This is a genomic window from Cyclobacterium sp. SOCE241 (assembly GCF_056867545.1).
The window spans coordinates 5935079-5951140 of record NZ_CP149779.1; the positions used below are offsets into that span (position 1 = coordinate 5935079).

12 protein-coding genes and 2 pseudogenes are annotated in these 16062 nt (G+C 37.4%); 2 read left to right on the plus strand and 12 right to left on the minus strand.

The features are described from left to right. Window positions 1-21: 21 nt before the first annotated feature. The 4 genes and pseudogenes from WG932_RS30140 to mtaB form a co-directional block, all read right to left on the minus strand. A complete protein-coding gene (locus WG932_RS30140) occupies window positions 22-276 on the minus strand; it encodes a ThuA domain-containing protein (protein ID WP_483086353.1) in 255 nt (84 codons plus the stop codon). Next, window positions 270-695: a hypothetical protein gene (locus tag WG932_RS30145; protein WP_483086354.1), complete on the minus strand. Its 426-nt coding sequence runs from the start codon at window positions 693-695 to the stop codon at window positions 270-272. The genes WG932_RS30140 and WG932_RS30145 overlap by 7 nt, the downstream gene beginning before the upstream one ends. Further along, window positions 625-2082 (minus strand): BNR-4 repeat-containing protein, encoded by a 1458-nt coding sequence (locus tag WG932_RS30150; protein WP_483086355.1) that lies wholly within the window; start codon window positions 2080-2082, stop codon window positions 625-627. The genes WG932_RS30145 and WG932_RS30150 overlap by 71 nt, the downstream gene beginning before the upstream one ends. A gap of 133 nt (window positions 2083-2215) precedes the next feature. After that, window positions 2216-3533 (minus strand): annotated as a pseudogene (mtaB, locus tag WG932_RS30155) (tRNA (N(6)-L-threonylcarbamoyladenosine(37)-C(2))-methylthiotransferase MtaB). A gap of 233 nt (window positions 3534-3766) precedes the next feature. Between mtaB and WG932_RS30160 the strand changes: the two are divergent. Further along, the gene (locus WG932_RS30160; RefSeq protein ID WP_187770963.1) at window positions 3767-5929 is read left to right on the plus strand and encodes a glutamine synthetase III family protein; all 2163 of its coding nucleotides are present in this window, start codon (window positions 3767-3769) and stop codon (window positions 5927-5929) included. A 136-nt stretch (window positions 5930-6065) separates the two neighbouring features. Here WG932_RS30160 and WG932_RS30165 read toward each other — a convergent pair whose 3' ends face one another. The 5 genes from WG932_RS30165 to WG932_RS30185 form a co-directional block, all read right to left on the minus strand. After that, the gene (locus WG932_RS30165) at window positions 6066-6446 is read right to left on the minus strand and encodes a hypothetical protein (RefSeq protein ID WP_483086356.1); all 381 of its coding nucleotides are present in this window, start codon (window positions 6444-6446) and stop codon (window positions 6066-6068) included. 188 nt (window positions 6447-6634) lie between these two features. Next, the gene (locus WG932_RS30170; RefSeq protein ID WP_483086357.1) at window positions 6635-7642 is read right to left on the minus strand and encodes a zinc-binding alcohol dehydrogenase family protein; all 1008 of its coding nucleotides are present in this window, start codon (window positions 7640-7642) and stop codon (window positions 6635-6637) included. A gap of 121 nt (window positions 7643-7763) precedes the next feature. Next, window positions 7764-9734, minus strand: a complete 1971-nt coding sequence (locus WG932_RS30175) for a DUF3857 domain-containing protein (RefSeq protein WP_149394370.1) — start codon at window positions 9732-9734, stop codon at window positions 7764-7766. A gap of 4 nt (window positions 9735-9738) precedes the next feature. Next, window positions 9739-9888, minus strand: coding sequence for a hypothetical protein (locus tag WG932_RS30180; protein ID WP_483086358.1), 150 nt, complete (start codon window positions 9886-9888; stop codon window positions 9739-9741). Window positions 9889-9890: 2 nt separating this feature from the next. Next, entirely contained in the window at window positions 9891-11567 is a 1677-nt protein-coding gene (locus tag WG932_RS30185; protein WP_483086359.1) for a DUF3857 domain-containing transglutaminase family protein, read from the minus strand. Between the two features lie 558 nt (window positions 11568-12125). On the opposite strand from WG932_RS30185, the gene WG932_RS30190 reads away from it, so the two are divergent. Further along, complete coding sequence (locus WG932_RS30190; RefSeq protein WP_483086360.1) at window positions 12126-12929, plus strand: Ldh family oxidoreductase; 804 nt, start codon at window positions 12126-12128, stop codon at window positions 12927-12929. 187 nt (window positions 12930-13116) lie between these two features. Here WG932_RS30190 and WG932_RS30195 read toward each other — a convergent pair whose 3' ends face one another. From WG932_RS30195 to WG932_RS30205, 3 genes and pseudogenes are all read right to left on the minus strand, one after another. Further along, on the minus strand, window positions 13117-14055 hold the full coding sequence (locus tag WG932_RS30195) for an alpha-L-rhamnosidase-related protein (RefSeq protein WP_483086361.1): 939 nt from the start codon (window positions 14053-14055) through the stop codon (window positions 13117-13119). A gap of 20 nt (window positions 14056-14075) precedes the next feature. Beyond that, on the minus strand, window positions 14076-15734 hold the full coding sequence (locus WG932_RS30200; RefSeq protein ID WP_483086362.1) for a family 78 glycoside hydrolase catalytic domain: 1659 nt from the start codon (window positions 15732-15734) through the stop codon (window positions 14076-14078). 44 nt (window positions 15735-15778) lie between these two features. After that, window positions 15779-15973, minus strand: a pseudogene (locus WG932_RS30205) (glycoside hydrolase family 78 protein); the annotation flags it as partial. Window positions 15974-16062: the final 89 nt, after the last annotated feature.

Below are 16062 nucleotides of genomic sequence, written 5' to 3' on the forward strand. Positions count from 1 at the left end.
ATGGATAAGTTTGTACTTGGCTTATTTTATATTAAGTGTCCAGTCTATTGCATTTTCCAGCAATTGATTAAAATAGGGATGAACAAAGTCAGTAGGAAATCCCAAAGAAGTATAGAAAACCCTAGAATCTCCATATTTTCTTGTATAGGCTATTGGCATAGTTTTACCATCAGAGGTTCCACTAAGTATAACATTGGCTTTTTTATCCAGGGAATTCTCCATTAGATAAAGATTACCTTGGCTTTGCCATTTACCCTTATTGATGCCTTTCAACATTCCTTTTCCAACCCTTTTTTCTCCTTGATATGCGTTGCTGCACTTGCAGCTCCATAGCCTTTGTTTTCATGTCCCAATACTTCGGGCACAAATTCCCACCAATCTTCAAAGCCAATTGGAATACCTTCCTCAGTTACCGAAAAAGCATGGTTGGCAGTTCTTATTCCAAGAATAGGTTTACCTGCAGCAATATGGTTTTTTATCAGTTGCAATTGATCAGTGGATAGCGCCACCCTACGCAAGAAAAGGACTAGAAGATCACTGTCCATATTGTTTTCCAATTCGGGTAGCTTGAATGCCTTTCTTTCTCCTTCTCCTAGAATTACCTTGGTTTCAAACCCACTTTCCTTAGCCAGTTTCATTGCAAAATAAGGAATGGTAAGGTCCGCTTCGTAGTTGTTGGGATCCTTGCTGATCAAAAATGTTATCTTTTTGCTTTTTTCTCCTCAGCCTTTTTTTCTCCTTAATTACCTTACCATATACTTCCAGCTGATAATCCTTATAAGTAGTATACCTTCCGGTTAGCCACAATACAATCTCTCGGTTGTCATCTGCTAAAACAATTGGTCTGATATTGTTTTCTTTTGAATTAAAGGTAACAGGAGTAAATTCCCATGGGCTATTTTCATTTAGCCTTTCTCCTCTAAATATTTCATATCTTCTTTCTCCATCCACCAATAAAGGTTCTCCTGAAACAGGGTGTACATCTGCAGAGAAGTACAGAACGTTTTTATCTTTTGGGTTGAGGCTAATCAAACCTGTGTATTCATTTTCATCCGGATACAAGCGACTCCCTGCGTAAGCAATTTCATCTTCTATCCATTGACCATTTTCCCAACGCGCATAATGGTACCGGTTGTCAAATCCACCTTTTGATACATTTACTCTCTCACCTCTAGTTACCGGATCTTTGGCTACTGTAAATACGAAATAGGGCTCACCTTCTTCGTCTAGTTGGATGTCGCTGGTCCATCCTACATCTTCTCTTGTTTCAAGATCTCCATCAAATACCAAAGTAAAATCTGAGGGTTGAAACTTGCTGTTCTCGGTTGTGCTTAAAGGACCTACAAGTGTTCCATCAGACCTATAAGCCTTTCCATTTTCCACATATCCATGATAGATGTTATTGTTCATATGCCTAGGATGGCCATCTGTGGTGATGAAGTGAATTCGGTTTTTACCATCTGAGGCATATCTTAAGTAAGATCTTCCCGGGAATTCAAAGAGCCTTCCTCCAAAAGTCCATGTATCACCATAATCTTCAGAAACCATATAATGTGGATTGTTTCCATTTCCCCTAAAGAAATTATAGGTAATATCTGCCTCTTCAAGATAATAAGTGTTGGAATAACAAACCTTTGCATTGGCAGTGAAAACTTTTTCTTCAGTCCACTCACTGATGTCGTAGGGGTTGACGGTCGTTCTGTGTCTTACATAAGGGTCATAAGTATGACCCGAATAGACGGTTAAAATTTTACCGTCAGGTCTTAACATTATTGAACCCACATTGTGGTCATCTGCCGGAAGTGAACCTTCAGTTATGATTGTAGTAGCTGAACTATTGTCATCTAAATTCCACTCATTAACTGTATTGTAACCTTGCGAAGTTACTCCGGTAAAGATTACCTTATTGTCTATTAGTAATGCCCTTTCATCCTGAAACCAGCACCAGCTTCCATCATCAGCTATTTTTACTGCTTGGTATGGATCAAAATCTTTCTTGTTAGTTTTTTGTGAAAAAGAATAATTGATTTGTAACAATAGTACAAATGCTGTAAAAAGAAGCTTTCTAGAATGGGGGATCATTTTATTAAATTGTATTGTGGATTAATCTTTCTGAAAACCAATTTAACGCATGAAATTCAATCTAGCACTATAAAAATTATAAAATCTAAGATTAGGTGGATTATCGGTTGATTAACGTTACCAATTTAATTAACTAATGGTGAATTTCTTCAATTTTAGGTTCCAATACATCCACACTTCCCTTCTCATTGATGCCGATTAAAGTCACTTTTTTAAGTTCATTGATTAAAAGAGGATCATATTTAGCACTTACCCTAATATAGTTTTCTGTGAAGCCAAACATTTTACCGTCTTCTACATCACCTTCAAATAATACAGTATAGGTTTTACCGATATTCTCTTCATAAAAAGCCCTTTTTTTCTTTTCAGAAAGAATTCTTAACATTTTAGACCTTTTATTTCTTGTTTTCATAGGGACTTCATCCTCCATTTCTGCGGCTCTTGTATTGGCCCGCTCTGAATAGGTAAATACATGTAGGTATGAAATGGGTAGCTCCTTTAGGAATTCATACGTTTCAAGGAATAATTCTTCAGTTTCTCCGGGAAAACCTACAATGACATCTACTCCGATGCAGCAATGAGGCATTAGCCCTTTGATTTTACTTACTCGATCTTCATACAATTCCCTTAAATACCTTCTTCCCATTTTTCTTAAAATGGTGTTGCTTCCGGATTGTAGAGGGACATGAAAGTGGGGAACAAAATGTTTGGATTGAGACACGAAGGTTATCGCTTCATTGGTCAGAAGATTTGGTTCTATGGAGGATATTCTAAATCTATCAATTCCGGATACCTGATCTAAGGCCTGAATAAGGTCTATGAATTTTTCCTTTCTTTTTCCATTCTGAATACCATAATCCCCAATATTAACTCCTGTAATTACGATTTCTTTAACAGCTGTCACCGCAATTTCATTGGCTGCTGCTACAATATTGGAAATGGTATCGCTTCGGCTTTTCCCCTAGCCAATGGAATGGTGCAAAAAGCACAACCGTAATTACATCCATCTTGTACTTTTAAGAAAGTCCTTGTTCGGTCATGTATGCTGTAGGCATTATTAAATTCATCAGCCTTTGCTATAGAAGAAGCGTATATTTTGGCTTCCTGTCCGGCAGAGAAATCATCAAGTAATTCTATTAATCTAAACTTTTCTGCTGCACCTAAAACGGCATCCACCCCGGGTATGCCGGCGATTTCTTGAGGTTTAAGTTGAGCATAGCACCCTATAATGGCTATAAAGCCATTGGGAGATATTTTCTTCGCTTCCTTCACAATCTTCTTGCACTTTTTGTCAGCATTTTCAGTTACCGAACAAGTGTTGATGATAAAAATATCGGGTGATTCTTCAAAGCCAACCTTCAAATAGCCCTTTTTTCAAACATACGGCTGATTGTGGAAGTTTCTGCATAATTTAATTTGCAACCGAGGGTATAGAATGCTACTTTTTTCAAACTTTTGATTTCTTTTATTGCGATGCAAATTTAGTGAATATCATTGAGTTTTCCATTTTTGCAATAAATTTGGCGAAAATGAAAAATAACACCAGTTCTGATGGATATTAAAGGCGCTTTTGTTATCAATAATGTAAAAATTACTAAAATCACCTCTAAAAATGCCCATAATAGAGAAAAACTCATTTATTTTTCTAATTTTGTAATTAGTTTTTAAACCATAAACTATACAAATGGCAACATTAAGACAAAAAGCGTTAATGAAAGTGCAAGGCAGATCTAAGGTCAATGCAGTAGCACCTTCTTTAAAAATTTCTGATTATTTCGGATCTCATGTATTTGGCTTAAAAGAAATGCAGGAAACCTTAGCAAGTCCTGTGTTTAAAAAAGTCAAAACCGCGATTGAAAAAGGAACAAAAATTGATATGTCCACTGCAGATGAAATCGCTACTGCAGTTAAAGGATGGGCCATGTCTAAAGGAGCAACGCACTATACGCACTGGTTTCAACCATTAACGGGATCAACTGCGGAGAAGCATGATACTTTTTTCGACGCAATGTCTGGAATGGAGAGATTCAAAGGCAGTACTTTGGTTCAGCAAGAGCCTGATGCTTCCTCTTTTCCAAATGGTGGGATAAGAACGACTTTTGAAGCACGTGGTTATACAGCTTGGGATCCAAGCTCCCCGATCTTCATATTCGATCAAACCCTTTGCATCCCTACTATATTTGTTTCTTACACAGGTGAAGCCCTGGATTTTAAGACGCCTCTTATCAGGTCTACAGAAGCCATCAACTCAGCAGCTGTAGAAATTTGTCAGCTTTTTGACAGAAATGTCAAAAAAGTAAACCCTTCACTAGGTGTAGAACAAGAATATTTTGTTGTAGACAGAGCGCTATATGCAACACGTCCGGATCTTGTAATGGCGGGAAGATCAGTTTTTGGTCACAACCCTGCAAGAGGTCAGCAATTAGATGATCATTACTTCGGTTCTATTCCTTCAAGAGTTAAGGAATACATGAAAGACTTTGAAATTGAGGCGTTGAAATTAGGTATTCCTGTTTCTACTCGTCACAATGAAGTAGCTCCTGGGCAATTTGAAGTAGCACCTTTATTTGAAGATATCAATAAAGCGACTGACCATAACCTCCTACTAATGGAAGTAATGGAAAAAGTAGCCGAAAAGCACGGTCTTAAAGTTCTTTTCCATGAGAAACCATTTGCAGGATTGAATGGTAGTGGAAAGCACAACAACTGGTCTTTGATTACTGATACAGGTGTTAACCTTTTCCAACCTAGTAACTCTGCTAGAGAAAATCTTCAGTTCTTATGCTTTTTAGTAGCAACGATCAAAGCTGTATATGAAAATGCTGATTTGCTAAGAGCAAGTATTGCATCCGCAGGAAATGATTTTAGGTTAGGTGCCAATGAGGCTCCTCCTGCTATAATATCTATTTTCTTAGGAAGTACCCTTACCGGTATTCTTGATGAATTAGAGAAAAATGGTAACTTGAAAATTGAAAAAGGAGATAATATGTACATGAAATTAGGAATTTCTAAGATTCCTGAAATCATTCTTGACAATACAGATAGAAACAGAACCTCTCCATTTGCTTTCACAGGTAACAAATTTGAATTTAGGGCTGTTGGTTCAACTGCAAACCCTGCAGGACCAATGACAGCTTTGAATGTGATTGTTGCTGATGTGCTTCAGGAGATGAAGAAAGATATAGATAAGGAAATTAGTGGTGGTAAAGAAAAGAAACTTGCCATTGTTAATGTTCTTAGAAAATACATTAAGGATAGCAAGAAAGTACGTTTCGAAGGTGATGGTTATTCTGAAGAATGGGCCAATGAAGCAGAGAAAAGAGGACTTTCTAACCTTAAGAGTACAGCTGAAGCACTTGATGTGTTAATCTCTAAAAAGGTTACTGACCTATATGGCAAGCATAAGGTGTTGAATGAAAGAGAATTGCATGCTAGACATGAGATTCGCTTGGAAAACTATATAATGAAAGTTCAAATTGAATCTCGTGTGATGGGAGATTTGGCCTTGAACCACATTATTCCAACAGCTATCCTTTACCAAAACAAGTTAATTACCAATGCCAATGGTTTGAAAGGTTTAGGGTTGGATAATTCTGCTGCCATAGAGACAATTGAGGAAATATCTAGACATATTGAATCCCTTAAATCTGATGTTGGTAATATGATTGAAGCAAGGAAAAGGGTAAATAAAGAAGAAGATATCGCTGTAAAAGCGAAACTTTATAGCTCTGATGTAAAAGATACTTTCTTTGATAAAATAAGATATGCTGTTGATAAGCTTGAATTGTTAGTGGATGATGAATCATGGCCACTAGTGAAATACAGAGAAATGTTGTTTCTAAAATAATAACAAACGTTTCTAAAAATAGAAAAGCCCGATTTATTCGGGCTTTTTTTATATCTCTTGTTCTATAAATTTTGACTGAAATAGAGAATTCCTCCATGATTTCATTTTAAATAATCCGAAATTTAGAAGGGTTAGCTTAATACTGGAAGAGAGGAATGTACCAAGAAATATATTTGTCTTCCATTTTTGTAAGGCACTCCTTATTCTGTTCAATTTTAAGTTTCCTTTTAATGGTGGTTGCCAATCCATTGAAATCTATGGAGTAATTTTCCGGATCATTTTCCGAAATGAAATACAAATTTTGAATCGTCCCTGAAATGTCAATGTACACCCTTGCCTGAATTTTTATGTTTCTAAATAGAATTTGGGTATCCTCATCAAAATAACTTGAAATATGACTAAAGTTTAGTTCGTTGCTAAGGTTGGTGGTGGAACATTCCAAACTCATGCCCTCTGTATCTATTCTAGTGAAATCGATAGCATAGGGCTTTATTATAAATGCATTGTTGGTTTTCAAAACCTGGTATCCACTACTTACCTGACCTTGGGTAAGAAAGGGGCAGATTGAAAAAGAATGCTGAGAATTACAATAGAAAACCTATTCATACAATTGACTTCATTTTATGCACAAATTTCGCAAATAAATAAATCAAGTTACAAAAGCCAATGTATAATCGGTGTTAGGAGTTTTTAAATGGTAAAATTTCAAAAATTAATTAAGGCTTTGATAACCTGATTGTCAGCTTCGGTAAGTTCAGGAAACTTTTCCTTTGTTTGTGTAAAACCAAACTTATTGGTAGTGTAATCGGCTGTAGGGAATTGTTTTTGTGCTAAGGTATTAATGACCTCAAGAAAATCCTCTTTTGTAGCATTTCTACTGCAAAGAATACTTAATTCTTTGGCATGAATTGAAGGATGGTGAAAAGACAATTGATCTTTATACAAGCCGACTAAAATATAACTGCCTCCATGCGCTGCATAATAAGGGCCTGCCTCCATGGCCCTTTTGTTCCCTGTAGCATCAAATACAAATTGATATTGATTTTTATAGGTTTCTTTGAGAGAAACTATTTTTTCTATTTCCAACGCGTTGATGCTATGTATAGCGTTAAATTTTGTTTTAGCCAAGTTTAATCTCCAAGGGTTAATGTCAAGCGCAGTAACCTCTGCACCTGCCAAGGTTGCAAAAACCATAATGGCCAGCCCTATAGGGCCACATCCCATCACTAGAACCTTGTCCCCCTTATTGATTCCGGCACGTTTAACAGCATGTGATGCTACAGAAAGGGGCTCAACAATGGCCATTTCATCCCAGGTTAATTGAGGAGTAGGGAGGAGAATAGATTCCGGTAACGCCATGTATTCTTGCATGGCTCCATCGATGTGAACACCCAAAACTTCCAGTTTTTCGCAACAATTCGTTTTTCCTGCTTTACAAGCTCCACAGTGGCCACAATTTAAATAGGGGATAACAACCACCGGTGCTCCAGCTTTAAGAGAGGAGCCATTGGCATCTACCACTTTGGCAGCAATTTCATGTCCAAGAATTCTGGGATAAGTGAAAAATGCTTGGTTTCCGGCAAAGGCATGTAAATCAGTGCCACATACCCCCAATTGTTGGATGCGGACTAAAACCTCCCCGCCTTTGACTTGTGGTACTTCAGTTTCTTTGGACTCAAATTCGCCCGGACGTTCACAACTGATAATTTTCATAGGTAGATCACTAGTAATTTTGGGAATGCAAAAAGTGAAAAATGCCGGAATTAACCAAAAATAAAATCTTTTTACCTTTAGTAAACTTCCAATAGTCTTATTGTTGTGGGTGATTTTTGGTCTATTCAGCGGAATTACTTTCAGGTGCCAAAGTTTGGTTTTTTACAAGAACCAGTGGCTCTTTAAATTTGCTTGAGATTATATCAATTAGGTATTTTAGGTCCGGGTACTCTTCGGGCCCAATTAATTGATTGGAAACAGTGATTACTGAATTAATTATGGCTGTTTCATTGATAATATTGACTTTGTATGAAAAAGAGATGGCTCCACTGGGTAAGGTCATGGCTACATTTTCAGGGTAGTCATCTAAAGTATAGCCTGCAGGAATTTCAATTTTAGCCCCATACCTGTCCGTAAATAGGTATCCAAAATCGATAGGAAAAGTTCTGGAGGATCTTACAAATGGGTTGGGTTCCCATCTCAATAATTGGAATGGGTTTATGTATAAGTTCTGAGTTTTATCTATTTCTTTAGATGTCGTATATTTTATTAGAGTTTGATTGGTATTTGGAATCTTTTCAAAGGTAAAGACAGGATTAAGGTTTCCTTGTTCGTTGGTCATCAACTTTTCCCTGAGTGCATCACCCGAGTTGTTTTCTGCGTTAAATAGATCTGCATTGTATACACCATCAAAGCCCATGGCTTTAACGGCAGTTTCTCTTTTTAAAGAGACTTCATCCTCAATATGGATATTGTCAAACACAAAGTATCCTGAGGAGTGGTGGGTTTGAATATCTATGAGTCCACTGTTCTCCTCAAGCATAAGAAAACCTTGATTAACTAAAAATTGAGAAGGCAAAAATCCAAAAGGGATAGATGAATCAGTGGCGTCTAAATAATATACTTTATTGGCAATAGAGGTGACTACAATCAATTGATTAAACTGGTCTACAAAAGGGAAGGGTACAAGGTTGGACCTTCCATTTCCTTTGCTACTTATTAAAACCGGATAAGCTATAATGCCATAATTTCTGAGATGAGCTAGAAGAGACAAATTTATTTCTGCCCTATTTCCATTTTTACTTTCGATTGTTTCCGAAAAATCTTTTGAGGGAACAATGGCAGACATTCCGGAATAATGGTATTCATCACTGACATGTTCGTAGATGTCCATCGCTAGCTTTAAAGTGTCTGTTCCTTCACTTTCTAAACCTGTAATTTGCTGTGTTTTCTTTTTTGGGGACAAGTAGCTTTTAAATTCTAAACGATCGGCAAAGAAATCCGTTAAATCTTGCCAGGAATCAAAAAGTGATTTGTATTGATTTAAATCCATGCCAAAACTATCCAACTCCCTATATTCATAGCCCTCCAGCTGAAAACTTACTTTTTCCAAATAATCCCTGTAATGGGTCATATAAGGTTCCGCAGTAAAGCCTTTTAGGCTGTCCAATTCCCATCTATAATTGTCTTTAGTTTTTGTTTTGAAATCATGGGAAATGGTTTTGATTCCTTGTTTCAGTGATTTGTACCAGATGAATTCCGGAAAGGTAATGTCATAGATTGATTTTAGTGTTGGGATTTCATTTTGAAAAACCCAACCATCAATTGATAAAATGGACTTATCTGCCTTCACATAGGTAAAATCAATGATAGAGCCTACTTGTACTTGTGGAAAGGTAAACCTGATTTCTCTCCATCCATTTCCCGCATCTACTTCATAAAAATCTGATTTAGATAATTTTTCAATTTGAATTTCTTCATTGACAAAATTTACTGTCTGGGCTTTTAATTTATAAATATCTTGAATTCGGTCATCCCCTTTATAGTATTTCAATATTACATTTGCCTGTTCCTTCCCGCTTTCCTTTAAAACTTTTATTCGCCTGTGTATTTTGCTTTCCAATGTAACTCCTAAAAATATATTGTAACTGGATTCTTGCAAAACTACTGCATCTGCTTCCGGTTCAAACTCTACCTCACTATATATAAATTCAGCATCATTGTATTTACCAAAGCGCAATTCTTGTGAGAATAATAAATTTGGGGATATGAATAGTATAAATAATCCTATAGTGTATTTTAAAAAAGTCATAGTGTTATTGTTTGGTAAAAACTAATTCTCCTTGTATTTTTTTGTTTAAAGCTATAAGTAGTTCGCTTTGCTCTTCTTCAGAGAGCCGATCGGTGTCAGTAAATTGTATTTGTTTTTTTATTAATATATTTTCATCATCAATTATTATCTCCATTTTTAGTTCATAATTGTCCTCTGTGATGGATAGGGAAGGGGGATTGATTCTGTGTTCAATGAGCGATGCTTCTTGATGTTGACTTCCTCCATGTATACCTCTGAGGTGTTTTTTAGGTTAGGTTCCCAAGTGTGCCATGAGATGGGGATAAATATTCGTTTACCGGTACTTTTGTAATACCTTTGAACCATCCCTGAGAAGTTGATTTGAGTTTGAATATCCTGCCATTCAATTTTTTTATCCAAACTAATGTCATTAATTATTAAACCATTTCCTCCTATTTGACCATTGAAAAGATTGGTAATTTCATCCTCCTTTTTGTCATATGTTTTCATGACTGTAATTTCGGCAGGAAATCCTTTCTGCAACAATGTTCCTTTTATTGCAGCATTTCCATTTTGTTGTAAAAGGATAGAAGAATTAAATACAGTGGTGTTAAAATCAGGATCAGAATATGTAGGTGTTTGATCTACTTCTCCACCTTCCGGGGTTATGACCAATACTTTCCGATTCCTTGTGAATGAACCTAAAAATCCAGCAGGTAAATGGCTGGAAGTACATTCCAGCCAATATTTTTTATCACCGGATTTTATCCTTAAGATGGCATGATTGAATTGATTAGAGGGAAAATCTTCGTCGAAAGTGGGATCTTCCCCTGCTTTAACCAAAGTGTAATCTGAAGGAATACCTACTTCTGATAACATGGCTTGCATAAATAAAGTCAAACCTTTACAATCCCCATACTTCTTAGAAAGCACCTCTTCACTTTCCATCGGACGCCAACCTCCAAGGCCTAATTGAATACTGACATACCTATAGTTTTTTTGTAGGTACCTGTATAGAATTTCAATTTTTTCTATAGAATTATCGACCCCTTTCACCATCTCATGAAGCTCTTGTTTAAACGCATCAGGTAATTTGGTTCTTTCTTTATTTAATTGGTGAAACCACAAACCGAAATTCTTCCAAGTGTCCATTCTTGCTTCAAACCCATCCATCCCAAATTTTTCAGGGGCTAAAGTTATCTTAGATAAATCTGTTTCCTCCGTGTCCTCAGCAAGAGGAGCGAGGTCATTGATTGTCCAAACTAGGGTGTGATTTTCACCTATAAAATTGGTGTCAAATGCTCCCTCAAAATGCTGGGTTTTAAAACGAATTCCTAAGGATTCCGGGTAGATAACTTCCAAGCGAGCTTGTTCTACTTTTTGATGGTAGTTATTTTGTGGTCTCCATGTAGGGAAATAGAAATTCCCTGATTTTCTTAGTTTTACTTTCATTTCCACCCTTACCGGAAAAGAAGATGACTGCAGGTTGAATTGCTTTAAGGTTAAATCTTGGTAAATATTGCCACTTGTTATTAAATCTCTTTCTTGAAGGTCTTTGGCTTTTATTTTCTTTATGGTTTTTTCATTGAATGGGTCTATTATCTTTACTTCAAAATTATCTAAGCTGGTGAATTGATCTATGATAAAGTGATAGGATGCGTGTGATAATCCGTTTTTGTCATAGATGGTGGTTACCTGATTGATTTCGATTTCATAGGAGTAGTCCTCTGATAAAGTGATTTTATAATCTTTCTTTATACTTGAATAGTTGGGGGTAGAAAAGTTTGTTCCATTTAAAACCAGAGGTGAAAATAGAAAAATATAAAAAATAGAAATAGATAAATACCTATACATTATTTTATGATTTAATCTAATATAAAAAAATATCATAAATAAAAAAATGATATTGTAATCCGTGCAAATTATAAAATAATGGATAAAATAGACAATGATATGATTAATTTATTTTTAATGAAGGCATCCGGATTCAGGAAAAGAGAGTAAATAGCTTATTGATTAATCCATTCATTTTGTGGGGTTTAGGTATAAATTTTTTGAAAGTGCTGTGGTGGTGGATTCGGAAATATTTTTTAGGATCGTTTAATGATTATTTCTTCCTTTTAGTGAAAATAGGAAGGTGTTTTTTTCGGCCGGTAAAATTGCTTACTTTATTCAAAAATTATTTATACCCTATACCTATTATGAACACTACCAATAGAATCCCATTTGAAATTTTAAAAACCACTTTTGCCAATATCTTAATTCAGCGTGGATTTGAGGCCAAGAAGGCCAAAATTTGTGCTGAGCTTTTTCTATGGCGAGTCTTGATGGGGTGGCTTCTCATGGATTGAACCGTTTCCCTGCATTTTTAGAGCAAGTAGAGGGGGAAGAGTAATTCCGGAAGCAGAACCTGTGCTAGAATTTTCTTTGCCAATCATGGAGCGATGGGATGGCCAATTGGGAGCAGGAATGTACAATGCTTCTTTTGCTATGAAAAGGGCAGCCGCCATGGCAATTAAAAATGGTATGGGTTGTGTGGCTTTAAATAACACCAATCATTGGATGCGAGCAGGCAATTATGGCTGGCAAGCAGCGGAAGCAGGGTGTATAAGTATTTGCTTTACCAATACCATTCCCAACATGCCTGCTTGGGGTGGGAAGGAACCAAAATTGGGAAACAACCCATTAGTAATAGGGCTGCCTTATAAAAACAAAGCCGTAATTTTAGATACCGCCATGACTCAATACTCCTATGGCAAAATGGCAATTTATAAAAGATCCGGAAAGCAACTGCCTTATGCTGCTGGTTTTGATGCAGAGGGGCAGCTTAGCAAAAATCCCATTGAAGTTATTGCTGAGAAGCTTCCCTTGCCGATAGGTTTATGGAAAGGAGCAGGATTGTCATTGATGTTGGACCTATTGGCTTCAGGTCTTTCTGATGGACAGTCTTCTCAAGAAATTGGTCGGCAGCAAGAGGAATATGGTGTTTCCCAGTTTTTTTTATGCATTCATCCTGAGGTAATGGGAATATCTAAAACCAACTTGGATGGGAAAATTGAACAAACCATAGCAGATTTAAAACAATCAAAGGTTTTTGATGGGATGGACATTCATTTCCCGGGAGAGCAGTCCTTTATCAGAAGAGAAGAAAATCTTCGGCTAGGCGTGCCGGTTGATGCAGATATTTGGGGAAAAGTTTGTCGAATGATGGATTAACTGCCCTTATTCTTTAAAGTGGAAAGGTGGGATTATTATCCCTTGTTTGTTTGGAATTTCAATTTCTAGCAATTAAAATTCAGCCCGCCCTGCTTAGGCATGTAGATAGGACGGGCTAAATTTAGCTGAAAAGATGAAGAAATAAACTTTCGCAGGTATCAGCTATTTATTTTATTTAGCGAATCATTTATTTTATGATGCTTTCAAATTGATAGGTACCTGAGCCTAACTTCAGCACTTGTTTCCCCTCGATGAAATGTCCTCTCTGGAGGTCTTCATACTGGTCCAACCTTTTTTTGTCCATGGTTATGTCTAGTTCACTTTTGGCCGGTATAAATAAGGTGGCTTGCGTATTAACAGGAATGCTTACCTTCATAAAGAGTTTTTCTCCTACTCTTTTCCAAGAACTACTGATATTTCCATGAATAGATTGGTGGCTGGCAGCCACATAATTGATTTCCTCTCTCGGTATTTCAGGGGCAATAGTAAAGGTTTTGTAAGCCACTTCGTCAGTTTTGATGCCTGCCATATTGTGAAACATCCATTCAAATACTGAACCGAAAGCATAATGGCTAAAAGAATTCATGCCATTGTTTAGGCTGGCCATTTTTTCCGGGTCGTCTTTCACATAACTATCCCATCGCTCCCAAATTGTGGTGGCCCCATTTTTTATTTCAAATCCCCATGAAGGATATTCTTCATTCAGTAGAAGTTGATAGGCCAAGTCACTGTGTCCTGTAGCAGACAAAGCTGGTAAAAGCTGCTTGGCACCAAGAAACCCTGTGGCTAGTTTGCCATCATTTTCATGGATCAACTGTGCCAAGTGATTTCCGGCTATATGTTTTTGGTTGTCATCAAGAAAATCCAAAAAAATTGCATTGGCATAGGCTGTTTGTGTATTTCCTGAAAATCCCATTTGTCCATCCACATATCCGGCTCCGTCACCATAAGCTGTAGCATCTGTCTTGAGCCTTAGGTTTTCTTCGTTGAGATAATGTGCTGCGAAGGCTGTTTTAATTTTTTTAGCCAAGTTTTGGAAATGCATGGCTCTTTCCGGTTTTCCAATGGCATCTGCCATTTCAGCCATAAGGCTGGCAGCATGACCGTAATACATGGTTGCCAACATGTCCGGAGGTGTTTTTTTACCTATAGAGAGCCAGTCTCCATACCCACCTTTGGGGTTGAGATCTGCGAAAGAACCTTCCGGATAAAAATAAGCCCCTTTGCTTTTTTATAATGAAAGGCCATAAATTTCTCCATGTTTTCCCAGCCCGTTTCAATGATTCTTGTATCACCATATGCCTTGAATTGTTCATATGGATTAATAATACCTGCTTCCATCCATCCCGGAGCATAAGTGTCTGTGCTTCTTACCGGAGGGGCGGGGGCATAGTCGGGATAGGCACCATATTCCCATTGTGCATCGTGAAGATCTTGAATCCATTTGGTAAAGAAGGCAGAGACATCCATATTGATGGCTGCAGTCCCGGCATAAGTTTGGGCATCTCCTGTCCAGCCCATTCTTTCATCTCTTTGAGGACAATCCGTGGGGATGTCCACAAAATTGGCACGTTGGGTCCAGACAATATTTTGGTACAATTGATTGACCATAGGGTGGTCAGTCTCGAAATGGCCTACTCTAGGTGTATTGGAGCCAAGCACTAAGCCAGTGATGTTCCCTTTGGTAGGCTTATCGGGAAAACCACTAACTTGTACATATTGAAAACCATGGTAGGTAAATGCAGGGGTCCATTCCTCTCCCTCGGGATCCCCCTTGAGTATATAGGTGTCTGTTGCCCTGGCCATTCTAAGGTTTTCGTCCATTAACCTGCCGTCGGGGTGCAACATTTCCCCAAATTTTAATACTACTTTGTCACCTGCTTTTCCCTTTACTTTCAGTTTAACTAAACCAGCAAAATTTTGCCCCATATCGAAAATATAATCACCATTTTCTCTCTTATGAATTTCAATAGGTTCAATAACCTCTGTAACCTGAACAGGTTGAGCAGGATATAATTGTAAATTACGTTTGCCGGCGTTTATTATGCTTGCATCATCCCAATGTTCATCATTAAAGTTTGCTTGGCTCCAACCTTCAGGAACTTTTCTGGCATCAAAGGTTTCTCCATGAAGAATATCTGATTCTATAAGCCCACCTGTTGCAGCTTTCCATTGCTCATTGGTAGTAAAAATGGCCGTTTCACCATTGGTGAATGTAACTTCCAATTGTGCTTTTAAGGCAGGTGTGTTTCCATAAAACGCCCTGACTACAGGGTTGCCTATCAATAATGCATATCCAATATAGCCACTGTACCAACCAGGTGAAAGTGTTGCTTGTAATACATGCTCTCCTTGACCAAGCTGTTGTGTCACATCATACACATTATAGTAGAGCCGTTTGTTGTAATCGGTCCAACCGGGAGCTAGAAAATCTACCCCAACTTTTTTACCATTGATCTTGTATTCGTACAATCCCAGTGAAGTTACGTATAATCGTGCCTTAGCTACTTTGTTTGCCAATGCGATTTTTTTCCTTAAAATAGGAGAAGGGGGTAAAAACAATTCTTTATTTTTATAAGGGATGGGCTGGGTATTCGTTGAAAAATCCTTTCCTATCCATTGACTTTTCCAGTCATCTTCTTCTAGAAGCCCCATTTCCCAGGTTGCCCAATCACTCCACTTACCGGCCTGGCCTTTTTTATCCCAGCTTTGCACTTTCCAATAGCATTTCTGACGAGACTTGAGGGGCTTGCCTTGATAGACCACCTGAGAAGTAATGTCTCCAATGGTTTTTTTGAATCCCATAAGTCTGCTTTTCCGGGTTCCAAAAGTTCAACTTTGCTTGCAACTAATATTCTATAGGCAGTTTGGTATTGGTTTCTAACCTCTGACTTTAAAATCCAGCTTAATCGAGGTTTCTTTTCGTCGATGAAAGGGTTCTCTAGGTATTCACACCTTAAGTAGTCGGGAGTTAAGTCTGACGCAGCCTTTGTGTTGATGCAAAAGATCAAAGAAAGCAAAGTCCAAAAAGTCAATATTTTCATGGGTTTATTTTTAGTTTGGGACTAAATGTAAATCATTTTCGCTCGAAAGGTATCCTGCACTGTACTGTTTAAATGTAAGTCAAGACAGT